This window comes from Acutalibacter muris, from assembly GCF_002201475.1.
GTDB classification, from domain to species: Bacteria; Bacillota; Clostridia; order Oscillospirales; family Acutalibacteraceae; genus Acutalibacter; species Acutalibacter muris.
On the sequence record NZ_CP021422.1, the window covers coordinates 36,976 to 55,856 of the forward strand.

Consider the following 18,881-nt stretch of genomic DNA (forward strand, 5'->3'; position numbering starts at 1 on the left):
TTCCTGACTTAACTAGTCTGATAAATGTTTGAGTATATGATCGCGCACCTGCTCTGCCGTCATGCCTGACGTGTCAACGGGCACGCCGGGCAGCCTTGAAAAGGCCTCCAGCGAACGTACGCTCACCTTCAGATTTTCCTCCGTGCGCCACGGGCAGAGCTTGTCCCCGCGCCAGCGCGCGCCCAGAGCCTCCTCTGTGCATAAAAGGGTAAACCACGCCGTTTCCAGCCCTATCTTTGCCGCCCCCTCCTCCAGGGCGCGGCATATCTCCGGGCGGTCCATGAGCCAAGCCACTACCACGCCACGGCAATGTGAACAGTTATTATACCCGGCCAGCATATGCAGGATATTGTCCGCCGCCAGGGCCCGGGTCTCGCTGTTCCCCACAAAGGGCTCCAGGTCCATGCACCAGTCCCCGTCGATGAACGCGCACCCGGCCAAAGACCGCTGTATAAGCCGCCCCACCGTGGTCTTCCCCGCGCCCATAGGGCCGTTCAGGAAAATCACTCTCTTATTCTTCACTGCATCTGTTCCTTCACGAAGCCCGGCACCGCCGCCAGGGCCTCGTCTAATTTCGTCTGGTCCTTGGCCCCGGCCATGGCGAAGTCGGGCTTGCCGCCGCCGTTGCCGCCGGTTATCTGGGCCACGGACTTCACCAAAAGCCCCGCCTTCAGCCCCTTCTCCTGGGCGGGCTTATTGCAGGCGGCCACCAGCGTGGCCTTGCCGCCGCTGACCCCGGCAAAAACGGCCGCCACCGGCTCCGGGGCCTCCTTGGCCTTGTCGCACAGGGCCCGCAGCGCGTCCGGCCCGGTGCCCGACAGCAGCGCGAACACCACCTTCACCCCGTTCACGTCCTGGGCCTCACGGAAGACCCCCTCAAGGTTCATGGAGGCTATCTTGGCGTTAAGGCTCTCGATCTGCCGGTCCTTCTCCTTGAGCTCCTGCATCACCTGCTTTGCGCGGGCGGGCAGCTCAACAGGATTTGTGACCTTAAGGAGCCTTGCGGTCTCCCCAAGGGCGGCCACGTTCTGGGTCAGCTGCTCCAGCACGTTCCGGCCGGTGACGGCCTCTATCCTGCGCACGCCGGCCGCCACCGAGGACTCGGACACAATCTTGAAAAGCCCCAGCCTTGCGGTGTTGTCCATATGGGTACCGCCGCAGAGCTCCATGGAAAAGCCGTCCTTTAGGGAGACCACCCGCACCACATCGCCGTACTTCTCTCCGAACAGGGCCATGGCCCCCAGCTTCCTGGCCTCGTCAATGGGCATTTCCCGAATCTCTACCGGCACCGAGCGGAGTATCTCCAGATTTACAAGGTGCTCTACCTGTAAAAGCTCCTCTGGAGTCATAGCCGAGAAGTGTGTGAAGTCAAAGCGCACCCGGTCGCCGTTTACCAGCTGGCCCGCCTGCTCCACGTGCTCGCCCAGCACCCTCCTCAAAGCGGCCTGCAAAAGGTGGGCGGCGGTATGGTTGCGCATGATGTCCGCGCGAAGATCCCCGTCTACAACGGCGCTGACCTGGTCCCCCACGTTAAGGGTGCCCTCGCCTATGACGGCCCTGTGCAGGAATATCCCCTCATACCGAGTCACATCTATCACGTCCACAGTGACACCCTCGGCCTCAAGGGTGCCCGCATCAGCCGCCTGTCCGCCGCTCTCGCCGTAGAAGGGGGTGCGGTCCAGCACCACGGAGACCTCCGCGCCGGCCTCGGCGCTGTCCACCCGCCGGCCGTTTTCGATTATTGCAAGCACCTTCGCGGCAGAAGCAAGCTCTGTATAGCCCAGAAACTCCGTCTTGGGCAGACCGTTGACGGCCCCGCCCTCGCCCCTCCAGGCGTCGGCCCCGGCGTTCTTGCGGGCGGAGCGGGCGCGCTCCTTCTGCTGGCGCATAAGCTCGTGGAAGCGGGCCTCGTCCACCTCCATGCCCCGCTCGGAAAGTATCTCCTTTGTCAGGTCCAGGGGGAAGCCGAAGGTGTCGTTGAGGGTAAAGGCGCTCTCGCCGGAGAAGACCTTCGAGTCGGCCTTGTCGATAAACTCGGTGAGCATGGCCATACCCTGGTCGATGGTGCGGTTAAAGCTCTCCTCCTCGTGGGCTATCACCTTCCTGATGGTCTCCCGCTTCTCCCGGAGCTCCGGGTAAGCGCCGCCGTTCTCCTGGACCACGGTGTCCACCACGTCCTTGAGGAAGGCGCCCTTTACCCCCAGCAGCCGCCCGTGCCGTGCCGCCCGGCGAAGGAGCCGCCTGAGCACATATCCCCGGCCCTCGTTAGAGGGCAGCACGCCGTCGCCTATCATAAAGACGGTGCTGCGCATATGGTCCGTTATAATGCGCAGGGAAATGTCGGTCTTCTTGTCCGCGCCGTACTCTGCCCCGGTGAGCTCGCTTATCTTCTTCATAATATTCTGCACGGTGTCTACCAAAAACAGGTTGTCCACGTCCTGCATTACACACGCCAAGCGCTCCATACCCAGGCCGGTGTCGATATTCTCCCGGCCAAGGGGTGTGTAGTTGCCCTTGCCGTCGTTGTTGAACTGGGTGAACACCAGGTTCCATACCTCCACATACCTGTCACACTCGCAGCCCACGTCGCAGTCGGGTTTGCCGCAGCTGTGCTCGGGGCCCCGGTCGAAGTATATCTCAGAGCAGGGGCCGCAGGGGCCGCTGCCGTGCTCCCAGAAGTTGTCCTCCTTGCCCATGCGGCGCATATGGCTCTCAGGCACGCCCACATCCTTGGTCCAGATATCCCAGGCGACGTCGTCCTCCTGGTATACGGTAACAAAGAGCTTTTCCTCGGGTATCTCCAGTACCTTGGTAAAGAACTCCCAGGCCCAGGGAATGGCCTCTTTCTTGAAGTAGTCGTTAAAGCTGAAGTTCCCGAGCATCTCGAAGAAGGTGCCGTGCCGGTCGTCGATGCCCACGCTTTCTATGTCCGGGGTGCGTATGCACTTCTGGCAGGTGGTCACCCGCAGCCTGGGCGGGGTGGACTCGCCGGTGAAGAACTTCTTCATGGGCGCCATGCCGGAGTTTATCAGCAGAAGGCTGTTGTCCCCCTGGGGTATCAGGGAGAAGCTGGGAAGCCGAAGGTGCCCCTTTGACTCAAAGAAGCGAAGATAGCTCTCTCTGAGCTCGTTCAGTCCTGTCCATTTCATGTTTATCTCTCCTTAATAATAATTTATATGAAAATAAAAAGCAGGCCAATCTATCCCAATGGGACGGATAAGCCCGCGGTACCACCCAAATTGCGCGACTTGGCCGTAAGGCTGATGTCAGCGCCTGCTCGAAGCCCGCTAACGCCGGGAATACGCTGCTGCTCGTCGCAGCAGAGCGTGAGGCCCGCAAAGAACCTCGATAGAAGCGGCCCGCTCTCCCGCCCCCAACGGCTTGCACCGGCCGCCGTCTCTCTGAAAGGGTTGATGGAAGAACGTCTTCTCCTCGCCTTTGATCATATTTTGCTATGATATAGTATAACCCCTCCCGGCGATTTTGTCAACAGTTTGTCCGGGTAGTAGAATATAAATAACTTCCACTCGCCGGCAAAAAAGAGCCGGACGAGAATCTAAAATTTAAGAGGGTTGAAATCATGAACAAAAGCAAGTTCCTGAAGAGATCACTCGCGGCGCTGTTGGCCATACTGATGGTCGCCACGATGATCCCGAGCGCCTTCGCCGCGGTGACAACCGTGGAGGACGCTCCCATGGCGTTTGCTGCTGATGATCCCGGGTACAATATTTCCGTAGATGGAAATCGTGCCACCTGGGACGCAGCCGAGAACGCCTATACCGCTGAGACCAAGTTCCCGGAGGGCGGGTCCCCCGCAGACTTCGGCGCCAGCATGATCCCGGCAGCAAACACCACCATCGCCGTCAGCGGCAAGGAGGGCGTGGACCTGGGCACACTGGGCACCGCCGTGAATCCGCTGGACCCCGACAAGGCCGATAAGTCTGTCGACAGCTTCGGCGCGGGCACCTACACCTACACCCTGACCGCAGAGGTCACCAATGACAACGGCGACGTACTCAGCACCAACGAGTATAAGCTGGTCATCACCGCGACCATGACAGTCAAGAGCACCGACGCAAGCCTGAAGGCTATCAAGTCTGCTAAACTGCAGGGCATGGTCAGCGCGAAGTTCGATAATGAGAAAAACACCATTGAGTTGGTCAAGGCTCTCGGCATGAGTGATAATATAAATTCCTCTGCCACAGGCAATGCCCCCCTTACAGATAAAGCCGGTTTGACGCCTGTCTTTATCCCCGCCAACGACAATATTGCTAACATGACCTACAACTCAGGGACCAAGACCCTGACTGTCACCGCCCAGAACGGTGACACAAAGGCTTACAAGGTCACCTTCACCGAGGAGCCCGCTTTCAGCACCTTCAAGCTGGGCGACTTCGAAGGCAAGGCCGATGAAGACGATTCCAAGATTATTAACGTCTTCCTGCCATATTCCTATGTTAACAACGGCCGCACCGCTGTGGACGTTGCCAAGGTCAACAAGCTGGCCAACAGCTGGACCGTTCCCACCGGCAGCGTTGTCAAGGTTAACGGCGTTGCTGCCGAGTCCGGCGACGCGCTGAATTTCGCGGTTCCGTCTCCTTCTGCCAACGTGGATACTATCGACGGCGTGGACTATTGGGTTGCCGATTCTACTACTTCCGGCACCAAGCCAATCACTGTAAAGACCAAAAAATCCGACGATTTTAAGGCTGTCAACGTCCGCGTCCTGGTTCCCAAAGAGAACCCCGAGGCCAAGCTGACCGCTATCCAGGTGGGCGCGAACAACCAGATAGTCAATATCCCCGAGGGCCAGACCACCGTTAACGTGACCATGCCCTATGACAAGGACCATACAACCAAGGATTCTATCACTGCCCAGATCATCAAGGTATGGGGCTCTGAGGCGGCCAACGTTGAGCTGGCCAGGGACTATGTGGCTTCTGCAGACGCAACGCCTGATAAGCCTGTCAATGGCTTTGATCCTGTAGCGGGCACTGGCGAAGACATTAGCGGCGGCGTGGCTACGTCCACCAATGGAATCGCCGTCTCCAAGACCGTCTACATCAACGTGAAGTCCGAGGACGGCAAGACCACCACCATGTACACCGTGAACGTCAACCCGGGCACCAGCGGCAACCGCCGTCTGACCTCCGTTGAGTTCATTGACCCCGCTGACGACAACAAGGTTGTTGCCACCGGCAGCATCAACAACACCAACAACACCGTCAACATCACAGTGCCCTTCGCCGTTGGCATTGACCCCTGGACCAAGCTGGCCGGGCTCAAGGTCCGTGCCGCTGCTAACCCCAGCGCGGTTATTAAGATGGGTAATAACGACATAACCGTCACTAGTGGCGCTGCTACAAACGCGGTTTATACTGTAACATTGACTGATAGTGATGTTCCGTCTGATACTAAAGAAACAGTCACTGATGCTCAAACAGCACCGTCAAACCCGACTGCTGATTATCAATTAACAGTTGGCGGTATAACAGTGACTGTTACGGTACCTTGTACGGCTACAGCGAAAGAAAGTACCCCTGGAACTCAGGACACAGATGTCGATGGCAAGTATATTTGGACACTCGCTCCAAAGGCGGATTTTGATGTGGCTGCCCTTGCAGCGCTGGTTGCTACCGCCGTGGGGAATGATGCTTCTGTCTCTAGCGATTGGGGCGTTGCCTATGACCCTGTAACAGGAGAGGACGGAAGCACCACTCATATTATAAAAGCGACCGCTTCAACTGCCGGCAAGGTTGGCGAGAGTGGACCTGCGTCGGATAACGTTATTGTTGAAGGGTGGGATGAAGTATCCAAAGGCAGTGAGGATGGAGAGGATTCCGTCGCTATAACCAACACCTTTGTTGATTACGATTTGGCGACAAGTCTCCAAGATGTTCTTGATGCCGATAACGATGCAAGCGGTAACAAGGTCATCAGAATCCCCACCGCTGGCGTTGCCGGCGCCGATGCTGTTGGCAACCAGTTCAAAATCAAGACCGAGTACAATGCGGCCGCGAACTCCGAGACCGTTTACACCGTTACCATCAACAAGAAGGCCCCCAGCACTGCCGCGACTATTTCCGGCGTGAAGGTGACTAATGATGCGGACGGAACTCCCGACTCCGCAAGCGTTTCCTATAACGCCACCGCCTCCGGCACCAAGCAGAGCGGCAAGATCGTAGTTGCTCCGCTGCCCTATGCCCTTAGCCATACCGGCGTAAGTGCTGCTGACAATATGCGGTTCTCTGAGCTGGAGGTCAGCGAGGGCGCGAAGGTGTACGCCGTTAAGGGCACCACCGCAACCGAAATGAAGGTTACTAAGACCGACGGCAAAGTGACAACGTATAGCGATCAGTTTGCTGCATGGACCGCTGACAATGATAATTGGACCAAGGCCGGCAAGGAAGTGAAGATTTACGTCTTCAGCGAGAAGGATTGGGACGCTATAGAGATTACTCCGAGCGCGGGTTATGATGAGGACAGGGAGACCGCCCTTACTGCCGATTTGACGGCTGTGGCTGGCGGTGCTGAAGCTGACATCACCCCCTCCACTCTCTACAAGATGTCCGCCTCCTACATCCCCGCCGAGACCGGCAAGGAGCTTGTAAGCATTGCCAGCACTCTGGACGAGAGGGTGAAGGTCGCCAAGGCCTCCAACACTGTTACGATTACCGTACCCTACTCCTTTGTGGACGATGGTGCAAAGCTCTTCTCCCTGGATATCGTAACCAGCAAGCTGGCTACCCTTCATGCCACAAGCGTGGGCAATCAGATAGTTCCCGACGAGGGCAAACAGTCTAAGTTCGATGACGACACTGCCACCAAGTTCAAGGTTGTGAAGGTTGGAGAGGATTATAAGCTCCAGACTAGCAGCGATGTCGACGTCACTAAGCTGGTTATCCAGTCCGAATCCAAGAACAACACCGGCGAGTGGAACATAGTCGTAAAGGTCGCTCCTGAGGAGAACAGCGCTGAAATCACCAGCATTTCTTCTAACGGCTACAGCGCCGTGCTGGGCGAGGACGGCGAGACCTGGACCCTGAAGATTCCCGCCGATATGGATAAGGTTCAGCTGCTGAATATCGTTACCGCCTCCAAGGTCGCCACTGTTAAGGTGGACGGCGTTTCCTATGAGAAGGACGCTTACTATGATCTGGGCGCTGACCTTGAAATTGAAGTGACCGCCGAAAATGGCAATACTGCCTTCACCTACACCCTCAAGATTGAGGAGGACACCAACCAGAGCAGCGACGCTACTCTGAGCGAGGTCAAGGTGGGCGAGTACGAAGTCACCAAGTCCGGCAACGATTACACCGTCAAGGTGCCCGAGGGCACAGACGTTACCAAGCTGCCCCTGACCCTGACCGCTACGGACAGCAAGATCAAGGGCATCACCGTCAACGGCACAGCATATACCGAGGGTATGGAGGTCGACCTGACCACAGCCGCCACCATCGTGGTGACCGCTGAGGACGGCTCCACCGCTACCTACACCCTGACCGCTGTCACCGGCGACGTTCAGAAGCCCAGCGACAAGTACACCGATATTCCTGCCGGAGCCATGGGCGACTATATAAAGGCCGCCATCGACAACGGCATTATGGTGGGCACCTCTGAAACCAAGTTCAGCCCCAATGTTGACATTCCCCGCTGGCAGTTCGCTCTGCTGATTGCCCGCGCTGACCTGAGGATCAAGAACGCTGATATCACCAGCGCGGCCGAGGCCGACGCCGAGCTCAAGAAGCTCTATAGCGGCACACCGGCGTTCAGCGATCCCAAGAACAACGAGCTTTACGACGCCGCTATCGAGTATTGCAGCAAGAACAAGATCATCAGCGGTATCGGAAATAACAAGTTCGATCCCAACGGCAAGGTGAACCGTCTCCAGGCTGCCCGCATGATCTCCGACTGGACTGGTGTCACGGATGCGACCAAGACCGAGAACACCCATGACATCAAGGACTGGAACAAGATCAACTGGGGTAAGTATTACGTGAACTCCGTTTACGACGCAGGGTTCATGCAGGGCCGCACCAACGGCAACTTCGGGCCCCAGGACGTCCTGAAGCGCAGTGAGGCCGCCGTAGTCATCATGAAGGCTTACGAGTACATGGCCGATAAATAAGGTTTCAACTCACCTAAATTTTATGATTACCCCATAAAGGCGAAGGGGGCGGAGTTTTCCGCCCTCTTTGCTGTTGGTTTAAAAAACATAAGCAGAGCGGCCTTGATGTAAGGCCGCTCTGCTACTTTCTACAATAACCGGCAAACCCTATCAAAATTGCCGGAAACGCCCGTACCGAGCCGCTAAAAGCTCTTCTACCGATAGGGACATGAGCGCGGGAAGCTCTGCAGAGAGCAGAGACTTAACCTGCGCATAGGTCGCGCTGACGTCCTCCTCAGTAATTATCTGTTCCACCACGCCCAATTCCTTCATATCCTGCGCAGTCAGTTTCAAACACTCGGCCGCGTCCTTGACCTTTTTGGCGTCCTTCCAAAGTATACTCGCGCAGCCCTCGGGCGAGATCACCGAGTACATGGCGTTCTCCAATATCCACACCCGGTCGGCCAACGCCAGCGCTAATGCGCCGCCGCTGCCGCCTTCGCCTATAAGTATGGATATTACTGGGGTGCGAAGCGTGGAAAGCTCGATCAAATTCTCAGCGATTGCCTGAGCCTGGCCCCGCTCTTCAGCTCCAAGTCCACAGTATGCCCCTGAGGTATCCACCAGACAGACTACCGGCCGGCGGAACTTTTCCGCCTGCTTCATTAGTCTTAAGGCTTTACGGTAGCCCTCGGGGCTGGGCATCCCGAAGTTTCTCTTCAGCCTTTCCTTAGTGTCCGTCCCCTTCTCAATGGCAATGACAGTCACCGGCACACCCTCCAAAGTGGCAATGCCGCCTACAATAGCAGGGTCGTCTCCAAAGCGTCTGTCGCCGTGCAGCTCAATAAAACTATCAAAAATATTCTCAATATACGAGGTACCCGTGGGCCGTCCCTTGGACCGGGCAAGCATGACCTTATCATATGCACTCATTACAGCTCGCCCTCCCCTTTTTCTTTCTCCGCAGTCCCCATTTGGTGCAGTCTAAGCAGGCTGGCAATGGTCTCCCTCTGTTCATGCCTGGGCACTATCAGATCCACAAAGCCATGGTCCAAAAGAAATTCCGCTGTTTGGAAGCCCTGGGGCAGTTTCTTTCGTATAGTCTGCTCAATAACCCTTGGCCCGGCAAACCCGATCGTGGCCCCCGGCTCGGCCATAATAATGTCGCCGTCCATAGCAAAGCTGGCCGTCACTCCGCCAAGGGTGGGATCTGTTAGAACTGTAAGGTATAAAAGCCCCGCGTTACTATGCCGCCGGACCGCCGCGCTGGTCTTGGCCATCTGCATAAGGGATAGTATGCCCTCCTGCATCCGCGCCCCGCCGGACACAGTGAAGCCAACTACAGAAAGGTGGAGCTCCGCGGCGGATTCGAACAGACGGGTTATTTTTTCACCCACGACAGTACCCATGCTGCCCATCATAAAGTTTGGGTCCATCACAAACAACGCGCAGGGGTACTGCCCAATCTCAGCCGTGCCGCAGACTACCGCATCCTTCTCTCTGGAGGAGAGCCGCGCGTTTCTGAGCTTTTGATCATAGCCAGGGAAGTCCAGTATGTCCCGGCTCATGAGTTCTCCGTTCAGCTCCCGGAAACTGCCCTCGTCGGTGATATAGGCGATGCGTTCTCTGGGGGTTATCCTGAAATGGTAGCCGCAGGCGGTGCACACGTTCATATTTTCCTGAAGGTCGCTTAACGGCAGTTGGACGCCGCATCGGGGGCACGTACTGCGGATACCGGCGTCCTCGGCCTCCTTGCCGCCCTTCTCCAATTCGTTCTGGGGCGATCGGAAAAGTCCCATTAAATTCATAAGCTGCAACCTCTCCTTATATTAAGTCACTTATCCTTGAGCTTGGGCTTAAAATACCTGATAAAATCTGTATAATAATCTCCAGCCCTAAAGCGCCTGTCGCGGACTATACCAATTTGTTCCTCAATATTATTGTCCACACCGTCAATTATCAGCTCGCAGAGAGCCGACTGCATCTTTCGTATAGCCTCCTCCCTGGTAGAAGAATATACGATAAGCTTGCCGAGCATGGAGTCATAATAGGGCGAAATGTCACAGCCCTGATAAAGAAAACTGTCAAACCGCACCCAGGGACCGCCCGGCGGATGGAAGAACTTAACACGACTGGCCTTAATAGCGTTTATCCTGCATTCAATAGCCGCCCCTTGCAAGTGGATATCCTGTTGTGTAAAGTCCAACGGCACCCCCGCGGCGATGCGTATCTGCCACTTTACAATATCTATGCCGGTGACAAGCTCTGTAACAGGGTGCTCCACCTGTAAGCGGGTGTTCATCTCCATAAAGTAGAATTGCCCGGATTTGTCCATTAAAAATTCCACCGTGCCGGCATTGGTATACTCCGCCGCCTGGGCGGCGTTGGCGGCGGCAGCAATAAGCTTTTCTCTGGTTCCGGGAGTTACCCCCGGAGAAGGGGATTCCTCAATAAGCTTTTGATGGTTCTTTTGGATGGAGCACTCTCGCTCGCCCAAACAGACGATATGCCCCTCCTGGTCCGCCAGCAGCTGCACCTCAATGTGTTTTGAAGGGGCCAGATATTTTTCCATATACACCCGGCCGTCCCCAAAAGCCTTTTCAGCTTCGGCAGAAGCTGTGCAAAAGGCCCGCTCTATGTCCTCGGGGCGTTCCACAAGGCGTATGCCCTTACCACCGCCGCCGGCGCTGGCCTTTATCATCACCGGGTAGCCAATAGCTTCAGCGGCCTTTAAGGCCTCCACCGGGCTGGAAAGAACATCTGTCCCGGGGGTAGTGGGGACGCCGTTTTCCCTCATAAGCTTCCGAGCGGCCTCCTTGTCGCCCATCCTTGAGATAACCTCGGCGCTGGGCCCGATAAAGGTCAAGCCATACTGCCGGCATAGCCGGGCAAATTCCGCGTTTTCTGACAGGAAGCCATACCCGGGATGGATGGCCTGGGCCCCGGTAGCCAGCGCCGCGCTGATTATTCTTTTTGCGTCAAGGTAGCTATCCTCCGCGCGGGAACCACCCACACACACGGCCTGGTCGGCAAGGGCGGTATGCAGGGACTCTTTATCCGCCTGAGAGTAGACAGCCACGGTGGAGATGCCCATCTCCTTGCAGGCGCGGATAATGCGTATGGCTATCTCGCCCCGGTTAGCTATGAGTATCTTTGTAAACACAAGCCCGCCCCTTTCTTTAATCCCCGGTCTTTACCAGCGCGAAGGAGAACTCCGCCGACACGCATACCTTGCCGTCAACGCTGCCTGTACCCTTGGCAAAGTAAAAATTCCCCCGGCTGCGTACAAGCTCGCACTGGGTCTCGAAAATATCGCCGGGCTTTACCTGCCCCCGGAATTTTACGTTATTGAGGCCGGTGTAGAGTGGGGTCATACCCTCGGCTTTTCCGAGCAGAAGCACACAGGCAGACTGTGCCAGCATCTCGCACTGTATAACGCCGGGCACCACCGGGTTTCCCGGGAAATGGCCCTGTAGAAAGAATTCGTCTCCACGCACACGGTACTTCCCGCAGGACCTGCCGTCCACAAGCTCCACTTCGTCCACAAGCAGCATGGGTTCCCTATGGGGCAGTATATTCTTTATCTCGTCACGGTTCATAGCGGACCTCCTTAATATTACGGCGCGATACGGAACAGGGGCTGGTTGTACTCTACCACCTGCCCATTGCCCACGCAGACCTCCACCACGGTGCCGTCCACCTCGGAGGGGATCTCGTTCATCAGCTTCATTGCCTCAATGATACAGAGGGTATCGCCCTTCTTTACATGGGAGCCAACCTCAACATAGGGGCTGCTCTCCGGCGAAGCTGCCGCGTAGAATACTCCCACAGTTGGGGAGAGCACCAGCGATCCTTTCTTTTGCGCGGGCTCCGGCTCCACAGGGGCCGTCACAAAGGGGGAAACGGAGGGGGCCCCGGCCTGGGCCGGTTCAGGCGCGGACTTGCGCTCCAGCTTTAGGCTTATCCCCTCCTGGGCCAGCTCCAAGGAAGTCAGGCCGTTCTCCTTCATCAGTTTTGCCAGGTTCTCGATCGACTTTACGTCCATTATATGAAACCTCCCGGAAATTATAGTCTGCGGAAAGCTAAGTAGGCGTTATGGCCGCCAAAGCCCAGAGAGGCCGACAGAGCCAATTCAATGTCAGCGCTGCGGGCGTCATTAGGCACATAGTCCAGATCACAGGCTGGGTCAGGCTCCTGATAGCCGATGGTGGGCGGCACAACGCCTTCACTAAGCGCCATAACACAAGCAATGGCCTCAACAGCACCCGCCGCCCCCAGCATATGCCCGGTCATGGATTTGGTGGAGCTTATCACACAGGCCCGGGCAGCCTCCTCCCCAAGGCCCTTCTTAATAGCAAGGGTTTCACAGGCATCGTTAAGGGGGGTGCTGGTGCCATGGGCGTTGATATAGAGCTTATGGGGATCCTCATAGCCTCCGGCTTCGTCTAGGGCCAGTTTCAAGGCCCTGGCCCCGCCCTTGCCCTCGGGGTCCGGGGCGGTGATATGGTGTGCGTCGCAGGTGGCCCCATAGCCGCAGAGCTCGCCGTATATGACAGCCCCACGGGATTTTGCGTGCTCATACTCCTCCAGCATCAAAGCCCCCGCGCCTTCACCCATAACAAAACCGTTCCGTCTGGCGTCAAAGGGAACACAGGCGCTCGCGGGGTCCTCGGTGGTGGACAGGGCTTTCATATTGGAGAACCCAGCCAGTCCTAGGGGCACGATAGCGGCCTCCGCGCCGCCGGCCAGTGCCGCCGTCAGGTAGCCATGCTTTATGGCCCGATAGGCCTCGCCGATGGCGTTATTGCCGGTGGCACAGGCCGTAACGGAGGAAACGGCGGCTCCCTGGAAATCATACTTGATGGCGATAAGTCCGCCCGCCATGTTTATAATGAGGGCAGGGATGAAGAAAGGGGATACCCTACGGGGGCCCTTCTCCAGCATGAGCTTCTGCTGCTCCTCAAAGGTGCCGATGCCACCTATGCCGGAGCCAAAATATACGCCTATGTCCTCAGAGGGCAGGGAACCCTGTATCCTGCTGGCCTCCACCGCCTGGGCGGCGGCAGCCAGGGCATACTGGCAGAACACATCATATTTGCGGAGCTCAGCCTTCTCCATATAGCGGGAGGGGTCAAAATCCTTGACCTCGGCGGCCACCTTTACTTTAAATTCAGCGGTATCGAACTTGGTGACGGGGCCTATGCCGCATTTACCCGAGACCAGCCCCTGCCAGAAGCTCTCCACATCGTTGCCGATAGGCGTAACAGCGCCCATGCCGGTTACCACGACACGGTTCAACTAAATCATCCTCTCTTATTTTAACGCATTTCAACTAAGATTGCAATACCATTTAATCTGGTTTTTGAAATTATATAAAAAATTTTAAGTGGCAAGCCCGCCGTCTACCCTGATGGTTTCGCCGGTAATATAGTCAGATTCCGGCGAAGCCAAAAACAACGCCACATTGGCCACGTCCTCCGGGGAGCCCATGCGCTTCATGGGCACCTGTATGAGAAGGGGGTTATCCTCCTTGATGTCCTTGGTCATGTCGGTCTTGATAAAGCCCGGGGCTATGCAGTTGCAGCAGACCCCACGGCTGCCAAGTTCCTTGGCCACAGACTTTGACATACCGATAAGTCCGGCCTTGGACGCGGCATAGTTTACCTGCCCGGCGTTGCCCACAAGGCCCGCAATAGAACTGATATTGATTATCTTGCCATAGCGCTTGCGCATAAAGTCCCTATAGCAGGCCCTTATCATGTGGAACGCGCCCTTTAGATTGATATCCAGCACCATGTCGTAGTCCTCGTCCTTCATGCCCACCATCAAAGTGTCCCGGGTGACCCCGGCGTTATTCACCAGTATATCTATCTGGCCCAGGTCCTTCTTTACAGCAGAAACAGTCTCATTAACTGCGGCCTCGTCCCGCACGTCGCACACATAGAGCCGTGCCCTGCGGCCCAGGGCCTCTATCTCCCCCCGGGTTTCCTCTGCGGGCTCGTTGGGCCCCACATACGCTATGGCAATATCCGCGCCGTTCTCTGCCAGCTTCAGCGCAATGGCCCTGCCCAGGCCCTGGGACCCGCCGGTTACAAGCGCTACCTTTCCTTCCAGCTTCATCATCTAAAAGCCTCCTTTACATAAGCCCGCTCAAAGCGGCCTTCAATGTCTCCTGGTCCTGCACCTGGAGGACCTTCGCGGTCTTCACCGTCTTCTTTATCAGCCCGCACAGGGTCTTCCCCGGGCCGCACTCAAGAAAAGTGTCAACACCTTCTGCGGCCAGCGATTCAATAGTCTCCTGCCAGCGGACAGGACTCTTCACCTGGTTTACCAGCAGTTCCCTGGCCGAAGCGGCGGTATAGGGCTTAGCGTTCAGATTGGCGTACAGCGGGAGGCGCGGCTCGCCTGTCTCCACTGTAGACAAATACCCAGCCAGCTCCCCAGCGGCGCTCTCCATAAAGGGGGAGTGGAATCCGCCGCTGACAGCCAGGGGCGCGGCCCGCCCGCCCTCGGCCTTTACAAGCTCCTGAAATTCCTTTAACTGTCCGGGTTCTCCGGCCACCACCAGCTGGCCGGGACAGTTATAGTTCACAGGCCAGACTTTAGAGAAGCTCCCGCAGAGCTCCTCTACCTTCTCATTGGACAGCTTCAAAACAGCCGCCATGCTGCCGGGGTTCTCCACGGCGGCCTTCTGCATGGCTTCGGCGCGTCTGCATACAAACTTAAAGCCCGACTCGTCCGTAAAGACACCCGCGAACGCCGCCGCGGCAACTTCACCCAGAGAAAATCCTGCCACATAGTCGGCATGGACGCCCCTTTCCTCCAGAGCCCGGGCCGCTGCAAGGTCAACGCAGTATAGGCAAGGCTGGGTGTTTTTTGTGACAGACAGCTCCTCTGCCGTGCCGGAAAAGCACTGTTTTGATGTTCCCGGGCGCAGGCTGTCCGCCATATCAAAAACAGCTTTAGCGGCAGCGCTCGCCTCACAGAGGGACTGCCCCATCCCCGGGTACTGGGCCCCCTGGCCCGAAAAGACGAAAGCTATCTTACCCATTTCGCCGCCCCTTTCAGCACTTCCTCCGCTTCAGAAAACATCTCGGAAATTATCTCTGCGGCGGGCTGCTCTTTATTCACCATCCCGGCTATCTGCCCGGCCAAAAAGTCCCCGGTCTTCTCGTCGCCCTCTACTGCCGCCCGATACAGGGCCCCACGGCCCAGCTCCTCCAACTCCTCGTCGGAGATCTGGCTGTATTCGGCCTTAAAGAAATCCTTTGCGAACTGGTTCTTTATCTGCCGCACCGGGTGGCCCAGCCGCTTGCCGGTGACCATAGTGGCGATATCGTTGGCCTTCAGCACCTTTTTCTTATAGTTCGGGTGCACTCCGCACTCGTTGGCCACTAAAAACCTGGTGCCCACCTGCACGCCCACCGCGCCCAGCTGGAACGCGGCGGCTATGCCCCGGCCGTCGGCTATGCCGCCAGCCGCCAGCACAGGCAGGTCCGTGGCGTCGCAGACCTGGGGCACCAGCACCATTGTGGTAAGGTCCCCCACATGCCCGCCGGACTCGCCGCCCTCGGCTATTATGGCGGAGGCCCCGGCCTTGGTTACAAGCTTCGCCATGGCCACAGAGGCCACCACGGGCACCACCTTCACTCCTGCCTCCAGCCACATGGGCATGAACTTGGAGGGGTTCCCCGCGCCGGTGGTCACCACGGCCACATGCTCCTTCGCCGCCAGCTCGGCCACTTCGGCGGCGAAGGGCGACATGAGCATGATGTTCACGCCAAAGGGTCTGTCAGTCAGAGAGCGTGCCAGGTCTATCTGCTCCTTGAGGTACTGGGCGTTGGCGTTCATGGCTGAGATTATCCCCAGCCCTCCGCCGTTTGACACGGCCGCCGCCAGCTTCCCGTCGGATATCCAGGCCATGCCCCCCTGGAAAATGGGGTATTCTATACCCAAAAGTTCGCATAACGGAGTCTTTATCATAAGCTTAATATTCCTCCCGAAAAAGAATTTACCACCTGATAACGCAGGCCGCGCTGGAGAGCCCGCCGCCGAAGGCCGCCATCACCACATAGTCACCTGGCTTTATCAGCCCCGAGCGAGCCGCTTTATCCAGTAGTATGGGCTCGCTTGCCGAGGAGGTGTTCCCCACCTCCTGGATGTTCACCAGAAACTTCTCCGCGGCTATCTCCGGCAGCCGCCTTGCGGCCTCGTTGATTATTCTGAGGTTGGCCTGATGGGGTATCACCACGGAAACCTGTTCGCCGGAAATGCCCGCCTGCTTCATTACGGAGCGTATATCGTTCACCATGGAGGTGACCGCGAATTTATAGGTTTCCTGGCCCTTCATGTGCACGCAGCTCTTGTTCTGCTCCACCTGATAGAAGGGGGAGTTGCCCCAGCCGGTGGGGATGTCAATAACGTCGTTGCCCCCCTGGGTGTGCAGCTCTGAGGCCAGATAACTGTCTCCCTGCCCCAGCACCGCCGCTCCCGCGCCGTCGCCGAAGATACAGCAGGTGGAGCGGTCAGTCCAGTCGATAAGCCCGCTCATGCGTTCGCTGCTGACCACCAACGCCTTTTTTACCGTGCCCCGTGAGAAGAAGCCGGCAGCTATCTCCAGCCCGAATAAAAAACCCGGGCAGGCGGCGTTTATATCAAAGGCCGGGCATTTTGCCCCAAGCTTATTCTGCACCATGCTTGCCATACCGGGGGAGATGCTGTCCGCGCTGACAGAGGCGCCGAGGATAAGGTCCAGTTCCGAAGCGCTTACCCCGGCGGACTCCAGGGCCCGGGCGGCGGCGGCGGCCGCCATGTCTGTATTGCTCTCGGTGGTGCACACGTGCCGCTCCTTAACGCCTACCCGCTTTGTTATCCACTCGTCCGAGGTGTCCACCATCCGGGACAGTTCCTCATTGGTTATAACCTTTTCCGGCAGGAAGCTGCCTGTTCCAAGTATCTGAAAGCTCATATTCTTCTAGCTCCTCTCTGCGAGAGCCGGGGATATTATCAAGGCTCACAACTCTCTTATTATAAAGGATTTCCCAGGGTTTGTCAATGAGGGCGGGCCCCGGGACGGGAAGCTATTTTGGCTATCCTCATGCGGTTATAGCGTTGTATGACCGCAAAGGACATATCAAAGGCCGCACCCAGCACAGAGGTCACAAAAAACACCCAGAATGACCCGAACCAAAGGGAGGCCCCAAGGGGGACAAAGCTCAAAAGGGCGCTTACCTCATGCACCCGCTCGGAGCAGCACATATTGACGGCGATCTCCTCCCAGCCGTGCAGCCGGGGAGAGAAGGCCTCGGGGCTGTAGGTGGGCATCTTGTCCTTCCATTCCCTCACCCTTAAGGCATTATATACCTTCTGCTCCCAGGGCCGCGTCCTGTACCAGCCTTTGGTATAATTCGGGCGCATAAAAGCCGGGCTGCCCAGTGCCGCGCCCAAAAGAATTAAAACAGTCGTCAGCTTCGTCGCCTTAGGCATAAAACCATTTTACCTTCTGCACAAAATTCTTCGCGTCTCTATACCCGGCCTTTTCGTAGAAATGGGCGTGCATCTCATCATTGACCGAGCTTAGCTCGATACCCGCAGCCCCCAGTTTTTGGACCCTTTTCTCGGTCTCCTCCAAGAGCGCCGAGCCCAGTCCCTTCCCCTGACGCGTGTGCTCAATGACGATCTCCTCCAGCATAAAGGAAATAAGATCGTCATACTGCTTGAAATACCCCATGACAAAGCCCGCAGGGCCTTCCCCGTCCTCAAGGAGCAGCCCCCAGCCGCCGTCCATACCAAGCACCTGGCGTATGCGCTTTCCGGCGGTTTCCTCCGTCCATTCTCCCTCCTCGCAGGTATTATAATAGCCGATATAGAGGGGCAGTACGCTCTGAACATCCTTCAAAGTCATCTCACGATACATTAAAACTCTCCTAAATAAAATTCATGGTAATTTCATCACGTTCAAAACCATGCCCTGCTCCGTGATGTCTATTATCCCGTAGGTGGGCTCCCACCCGCTGAGCCGACCGGGGTTCATGATATACAGGCCGTCCTCGTAATCCTCTCGGGGCTGGTGTGTGTGACCGAAAAGCAGGATGTCGGCCTTTCTTGAGCGGGCCTCGCTGATGATGGTATAGTCCCCGGACTTCACGCCGTAATTATGGCCGTGGGTATAAAATATCTTTTTCCCCCCGGCCATATACTCCCCGCTCTCGGGCATGGCGCTGCCCCAGTCGCAGTTGCCTCTGACCTGTAGGAAGGTCTTATTCGGAAAAGAGAACCTGACTTTTTCAACGTCGTCCCCGCCGTCGCCGAGATGTATGACTATATCGGCCCCCTGCTGGGCCAGAATAGCCCGGCGCAGGCGTCCAAAGTCCCCATGGGTGTCCGATGTGACTAAAATGCGCATAAAAACCGCTCCTATCCGATAAATATGTATTTGAGAATCAACCTGGGCCCTTCCGCATATTATGGAGAGAAGCCATATAGTAAGGGAGGGCACGTAAAATGAACGAAAGCAATATGGATAACGGCAGGCTTGAGTCCCTGCTGAAGATAACCGCCCAGCGCTTGGGCTCCACACCTGAGGAGCTGAAGCGGGCCGCACAGAACGGCACGCTCTCGAAGCTCCTGGGAAACGTCGCAGAGGGGGACAGCGCCGCCCTGCAGAAGGTGCTGTCGGATCCGGAGGCGGCGAAGAAGCTGCTGGCGACGCCCCAGGCGCAGAAGCTTTTGCAGATGCTCCAGGGCGGGAAAAAATAACGTAAGAGAGGGGGGC

General features: G+C 57.1%; 17 protein-coding genes. 2 read left to right on the plus strand and 15 right to left on the minus strand.

The features are described 5' to 3' along the window. Window positions 1-12: 12 nt before the first annotated feature. Complete coding sequence (locus tag ADH66_RS00145; RefSeq protein ID WP_066537248.1) at window positions 13-522, minus strand: AAA family ATPase; 510 nt, start codon at window positions 520-522, stop codon at window positions 13-15. Beyond that, window positions 519-3,149, minus strand: a complete 2,631-nt coding sequence (alaS, locus tag ADH66_RS00150; RefSeq protein ID WP_066537245.1) for an alanine--tRNA ligase — start codon at window positions 3,147-3,149, stop codon at window positions 519-521. The genes ADH66_RS00145 and alaS overlap by 4 nt, the downstream gene beginning before the upstream one ends. Window positions 3,150-3,580: 431 nt before the next feature. Between alaS and ADH66_RS00155 the strand changes: the two genes are divergently transcribed. After that, on the plus strand, window positions 3,581-8,128 hold the full coding sequence (locus ADH66_RS00155) for an S-layer homology domain-containing protein (protein ID WP_066537243.1): 4,548 nt from the start codon (window positions 3,581-3,583) through the stop codon (window positions 8,126-8,128). A 150-nt stretch (window positions 8,129-8,278) separates the two neighbouring features. Here ADH66_RS00155 and ADH66_RS00160 read toward each other — a convergent pair whose 3' ends face one another. From ADH66_RS00160 to ADH66_RS00220, 13 genes are all read right to left on the minus strand, one after another. Then, window positions 8,279-9,040, minus strand: coding sequence for an acetyl-CoA carboxylase carboxyltransferase subunit alpha (locus tag ADH66_RS00160; RefSeq protein ID WP_066537241.1), 762 nt, complete (start codon window positions 9,038-9,040; stop codon window positions 8,279-8,281). Further along, entirely contained in the window at window positions 9,040-9,915 is an 876-nt protein-coding gene (accD, locus tag ADH66_RS00165) for an acetyl-CoA carboxylase, carboxyltransferase subunit beta (protein ID WP_066537239.1), read from the minus strand. The genes ADH66_RS00160 and accD overlap by 1 nt, the downstream gene beginning before the upstream one ends. Before the next feature lie 26 nt (window positions 9,916-9,941). Then, window positions 9,942-11,270 carry an acetyl-CoA carboxylase biotin carboxylase subunit gene (locus ADH66_RS00170; protein WP_066537237.1) on the minus strand — a complete coding sequence of 443 codons (1,329 nt, stop codon included), beginning with the start codon at window positions 11,268-11,270 and terminating at the stop codon, window positions 9,942-9,944. A gap of 16 nt (window positions 11,271-11,286) precedes the next feature. Beyond that, the gene (gene fabZ, locus ADH66_RS00175) at window positions 11,287-11,706 is read right to left on the minus strand and encodes a 3-hydroxyacyl-ACP dehydratase FabZ (RefSeq protein WP_066537236.1); all 420 of its coding nucleotides are present in this window, start codon (window positions 11,704-11,706) and stop codon (window positions 11,287-11,289) included. Between the two features lie 17 nt (window positions 11,707-11,723). Continuing rightward, entirely contained in the window at window positions 11,724-12,152 is a 429-nt protein-coding gene (gene accB, locus ADH66_RS00180; protein WP_066537234.1) for an acetyl-CoA carboxylase biotin carboxyl carrier protein, read from the minus strand. Between the two features lie 20 nt (window positions 12,153-12,172). Further along, on the minus strand, window positions 12,173-13,405 hold the full coding sequence (gene fabF / locus ADH66_RS00185; protein ID WP_066537231.1) for a beta-ketoacyl-ACP synthase II: 1,233 nt from the start codon (window positions 13,403-13,405) through the stop codon (window positions 12,173-12,175). An 84-nt stretch (window positions 13,406-13,489) separates the two neighbouring features. Then, window positions 13,490-14,227 carry a 3-oxoacyl-[acyl-carrier-protein] reductase gene (gene fabG / locus ADH66_RS00190; RefSeq protein ID WP_066541773.1) on the minus strand — a complete coding sequence of 246 codons (738 nt, stop codon included), beginning with the start codon at window positions 14,225-14,227 and terminating at the stop codon, window positions 13,490-13,492. A gap of 16 nt (window positions 14,228-14,243) precedes the next feature. Continuing rightward, a complete protein-coding gene (fabD, locus tag ADH66_RS00195) occupies window positions 14,244-15,158 on the minus strand; it encodes an ACP S-malonyltransferase (protein ID WP_066537228.1) in 915 nt (304 codons plus the stop codon). Next, window positions 15,146-16,090: a nitronate monooxygenase gene (locus ADH66_RS00200; protein WP_066537225.1), complete on the minus strand. Its 945-nt coding sequence runs from the start codon at window positions 16,088-16,090 to the stop codon at window positions 15,146-15,148. The genes fabD and ADH66_RS00200 overlap by 13 nt, the downstream gene beginning before the upstream one ends. Window positions 16,091-16,118: 28 nt before the next feature. Next, complete coding sequence (locus tag ADH66_RS00205) at window positions 16,119-17,075, minus strand: beta-ketoacyl-ACP synthase III (RefSeq protein ID WP_066537222.1); 957 nt, start codon at window positions 17,073-17,075, stop codon at window positions 16,119-16,121. 83 nt (window positions 17,076-17,158) lie between these two features. After that, window positions 17,159-17,593 (minus strand): glycosyl-4,4'-diaponeurosporenoate acyltransferase CrtO family protein, encoded by a 435-nt coding sequence (locus ADH66_RS00210; protein WP_066537219.1) that lies wholly within the window; start codon window positions 17,591-17,593, stop codon window positions 17,159-17,161. Next, window positions 17,586-18,023: a GNAT family N-acetyltransferase gene (locus ADH66_RS00215; RefSeq protein ID WP_066537216.1), complete on the minus strand. Its 438-nt coding sequence runs from the start codon at window positions 18,021-18,023 to the stop codon at window positions 17,586-17,588. The genes ADH66_RS00210 and ADH66_RS00215 overlap by 8 nt, the downstream gene beginning before the upstream one ends. Window positions 18,024-18,044: 21 nt before the next feature. Next, a complete protein-coding gene (locus ADH66_RS00220) occupies window positions 18,045-18,512 on the minus strand; it encodes a YfcE family phosphodiesterase (RefSeq protein ID WP_066537213.1) in 468 nt (155 codons plus the stop codon). A 98-nt stretch (window positions 18,513-18,610) separates the two neighbouring features. Between ADH66_RS00220 and ADH66_RS00225 the strand changes: the two genes are divergently transcribed. Beyond that, window positions 18,611-18,865 carry a hypothetical protein gene (locus tag ADH66_RS00225; RefSeq protein ID WP_066537211.1) on the plus strand — a complete coding sequence of 85 codons (255 nt, stop codon included), beginning with the start codon at window positions 18,611-18,613 and terminating at the stop codon, window positions 18,863-18,865. Window positions 18,866-18,881 lie beyond the last annotated feature (16 nt).

Bases quoted from the DNA above. Each gene is read 5' to 3' on its own strand.
- accD (WP_066537239.1), bottom strand. From the start codon at position 9,915: ATGAATTTAATGGGACTTTTCCGATCGCCCCAGAACGAATTGGAGAAG.
- accB (WP_066537234.1), bottom strand. From the start codon at position 12,152: ATGGACGTAAAGTCGATCGAGAACCTGGCAAAACTGATGAAGGAGAAC.
- ADH66_RS00160 (WP_066537241.1), bottom strand. From the start codon at position 9,040: ATGAGTGCATATGATAAGGTCATGCTTGCCCGGTCCAAGGGACGGCCC.
- ADH66_RS00220 (WP_066537213.1), bottom strand. From the start codon at position 18,512: ATGCGCATTTTAGTCACATCGGACACCCATGGGGACTTTGGACGCCTG.
- alaS (WP_066537245.1), bottom strand. From the start codon at position 3,149: ATGAAATGGACAGGACTGAACGAGCTCAGAGAGAGCTATCTTCGCTTC.
- ADH66_RS00200 (WP_066537225.1), bottom strand. From the start codon at position 16,090: ATGATAAAGACTCCGTTATGCGAACTTTTGGGTATAGAATACCCCATT.
- ADH66_RS00205 (WP_066537222.1), bottom strand. From the start codon at position 17,075: ATGAGCTTTCAGATACTTGGAACAGGCAGCTTCCTGCCGGAAAAGGTT.
- fabG (WP_066541773.1), bottom strand. From the start codon at position 14,227: ATGAAGCTGGAAGGAAAGGTAGCGCTTGTAACCGGCGGGTCCCAGGGC.
- ADH66_RS00210 (WP_066537219.1), bottom strand. From the start codon at position 17,593: ATGCCTAAGGCGACGAAGCTGACGACTGTTTTAATTCTTTTGGGCGCG.
- fabD (WP_066537228.1), bottom strand. From the start codon at position 15,158: ATGGGTAAGATAGCTTTCGTCTTTTCGGGCCAGGGGGCCCAGTACCCG.
- ADH66_RS00225 (WP_066537211.1), top strand. From the start codon at position 18,611: ATGAACGAAAGCAATATGGATAACGGCAGGCTTGAGTCCCTGCTGAAG.
- ADH66_RS00155 (WP_066537243.1), top strand. From the start codon at position 3,581: ATGAACAAAAGCAAGTTCCTGAAGAGATCACTCGCGGCGCTGTTGGCC.
- fabZ (WP_066537236.1), bottom strand. From the start codon at position 11,706: ATGAACCGTGACGAGATAAAGAATATACTGCCCCATAGGGAACCCATG.
- ADH66_RS00215 (WP_066537216.1), bottom strand. From the start codon at position 18,023: ATGTATCGTGAGATGACTTTGAAGGATGTTCAGAGCGTACTGCCCCTC.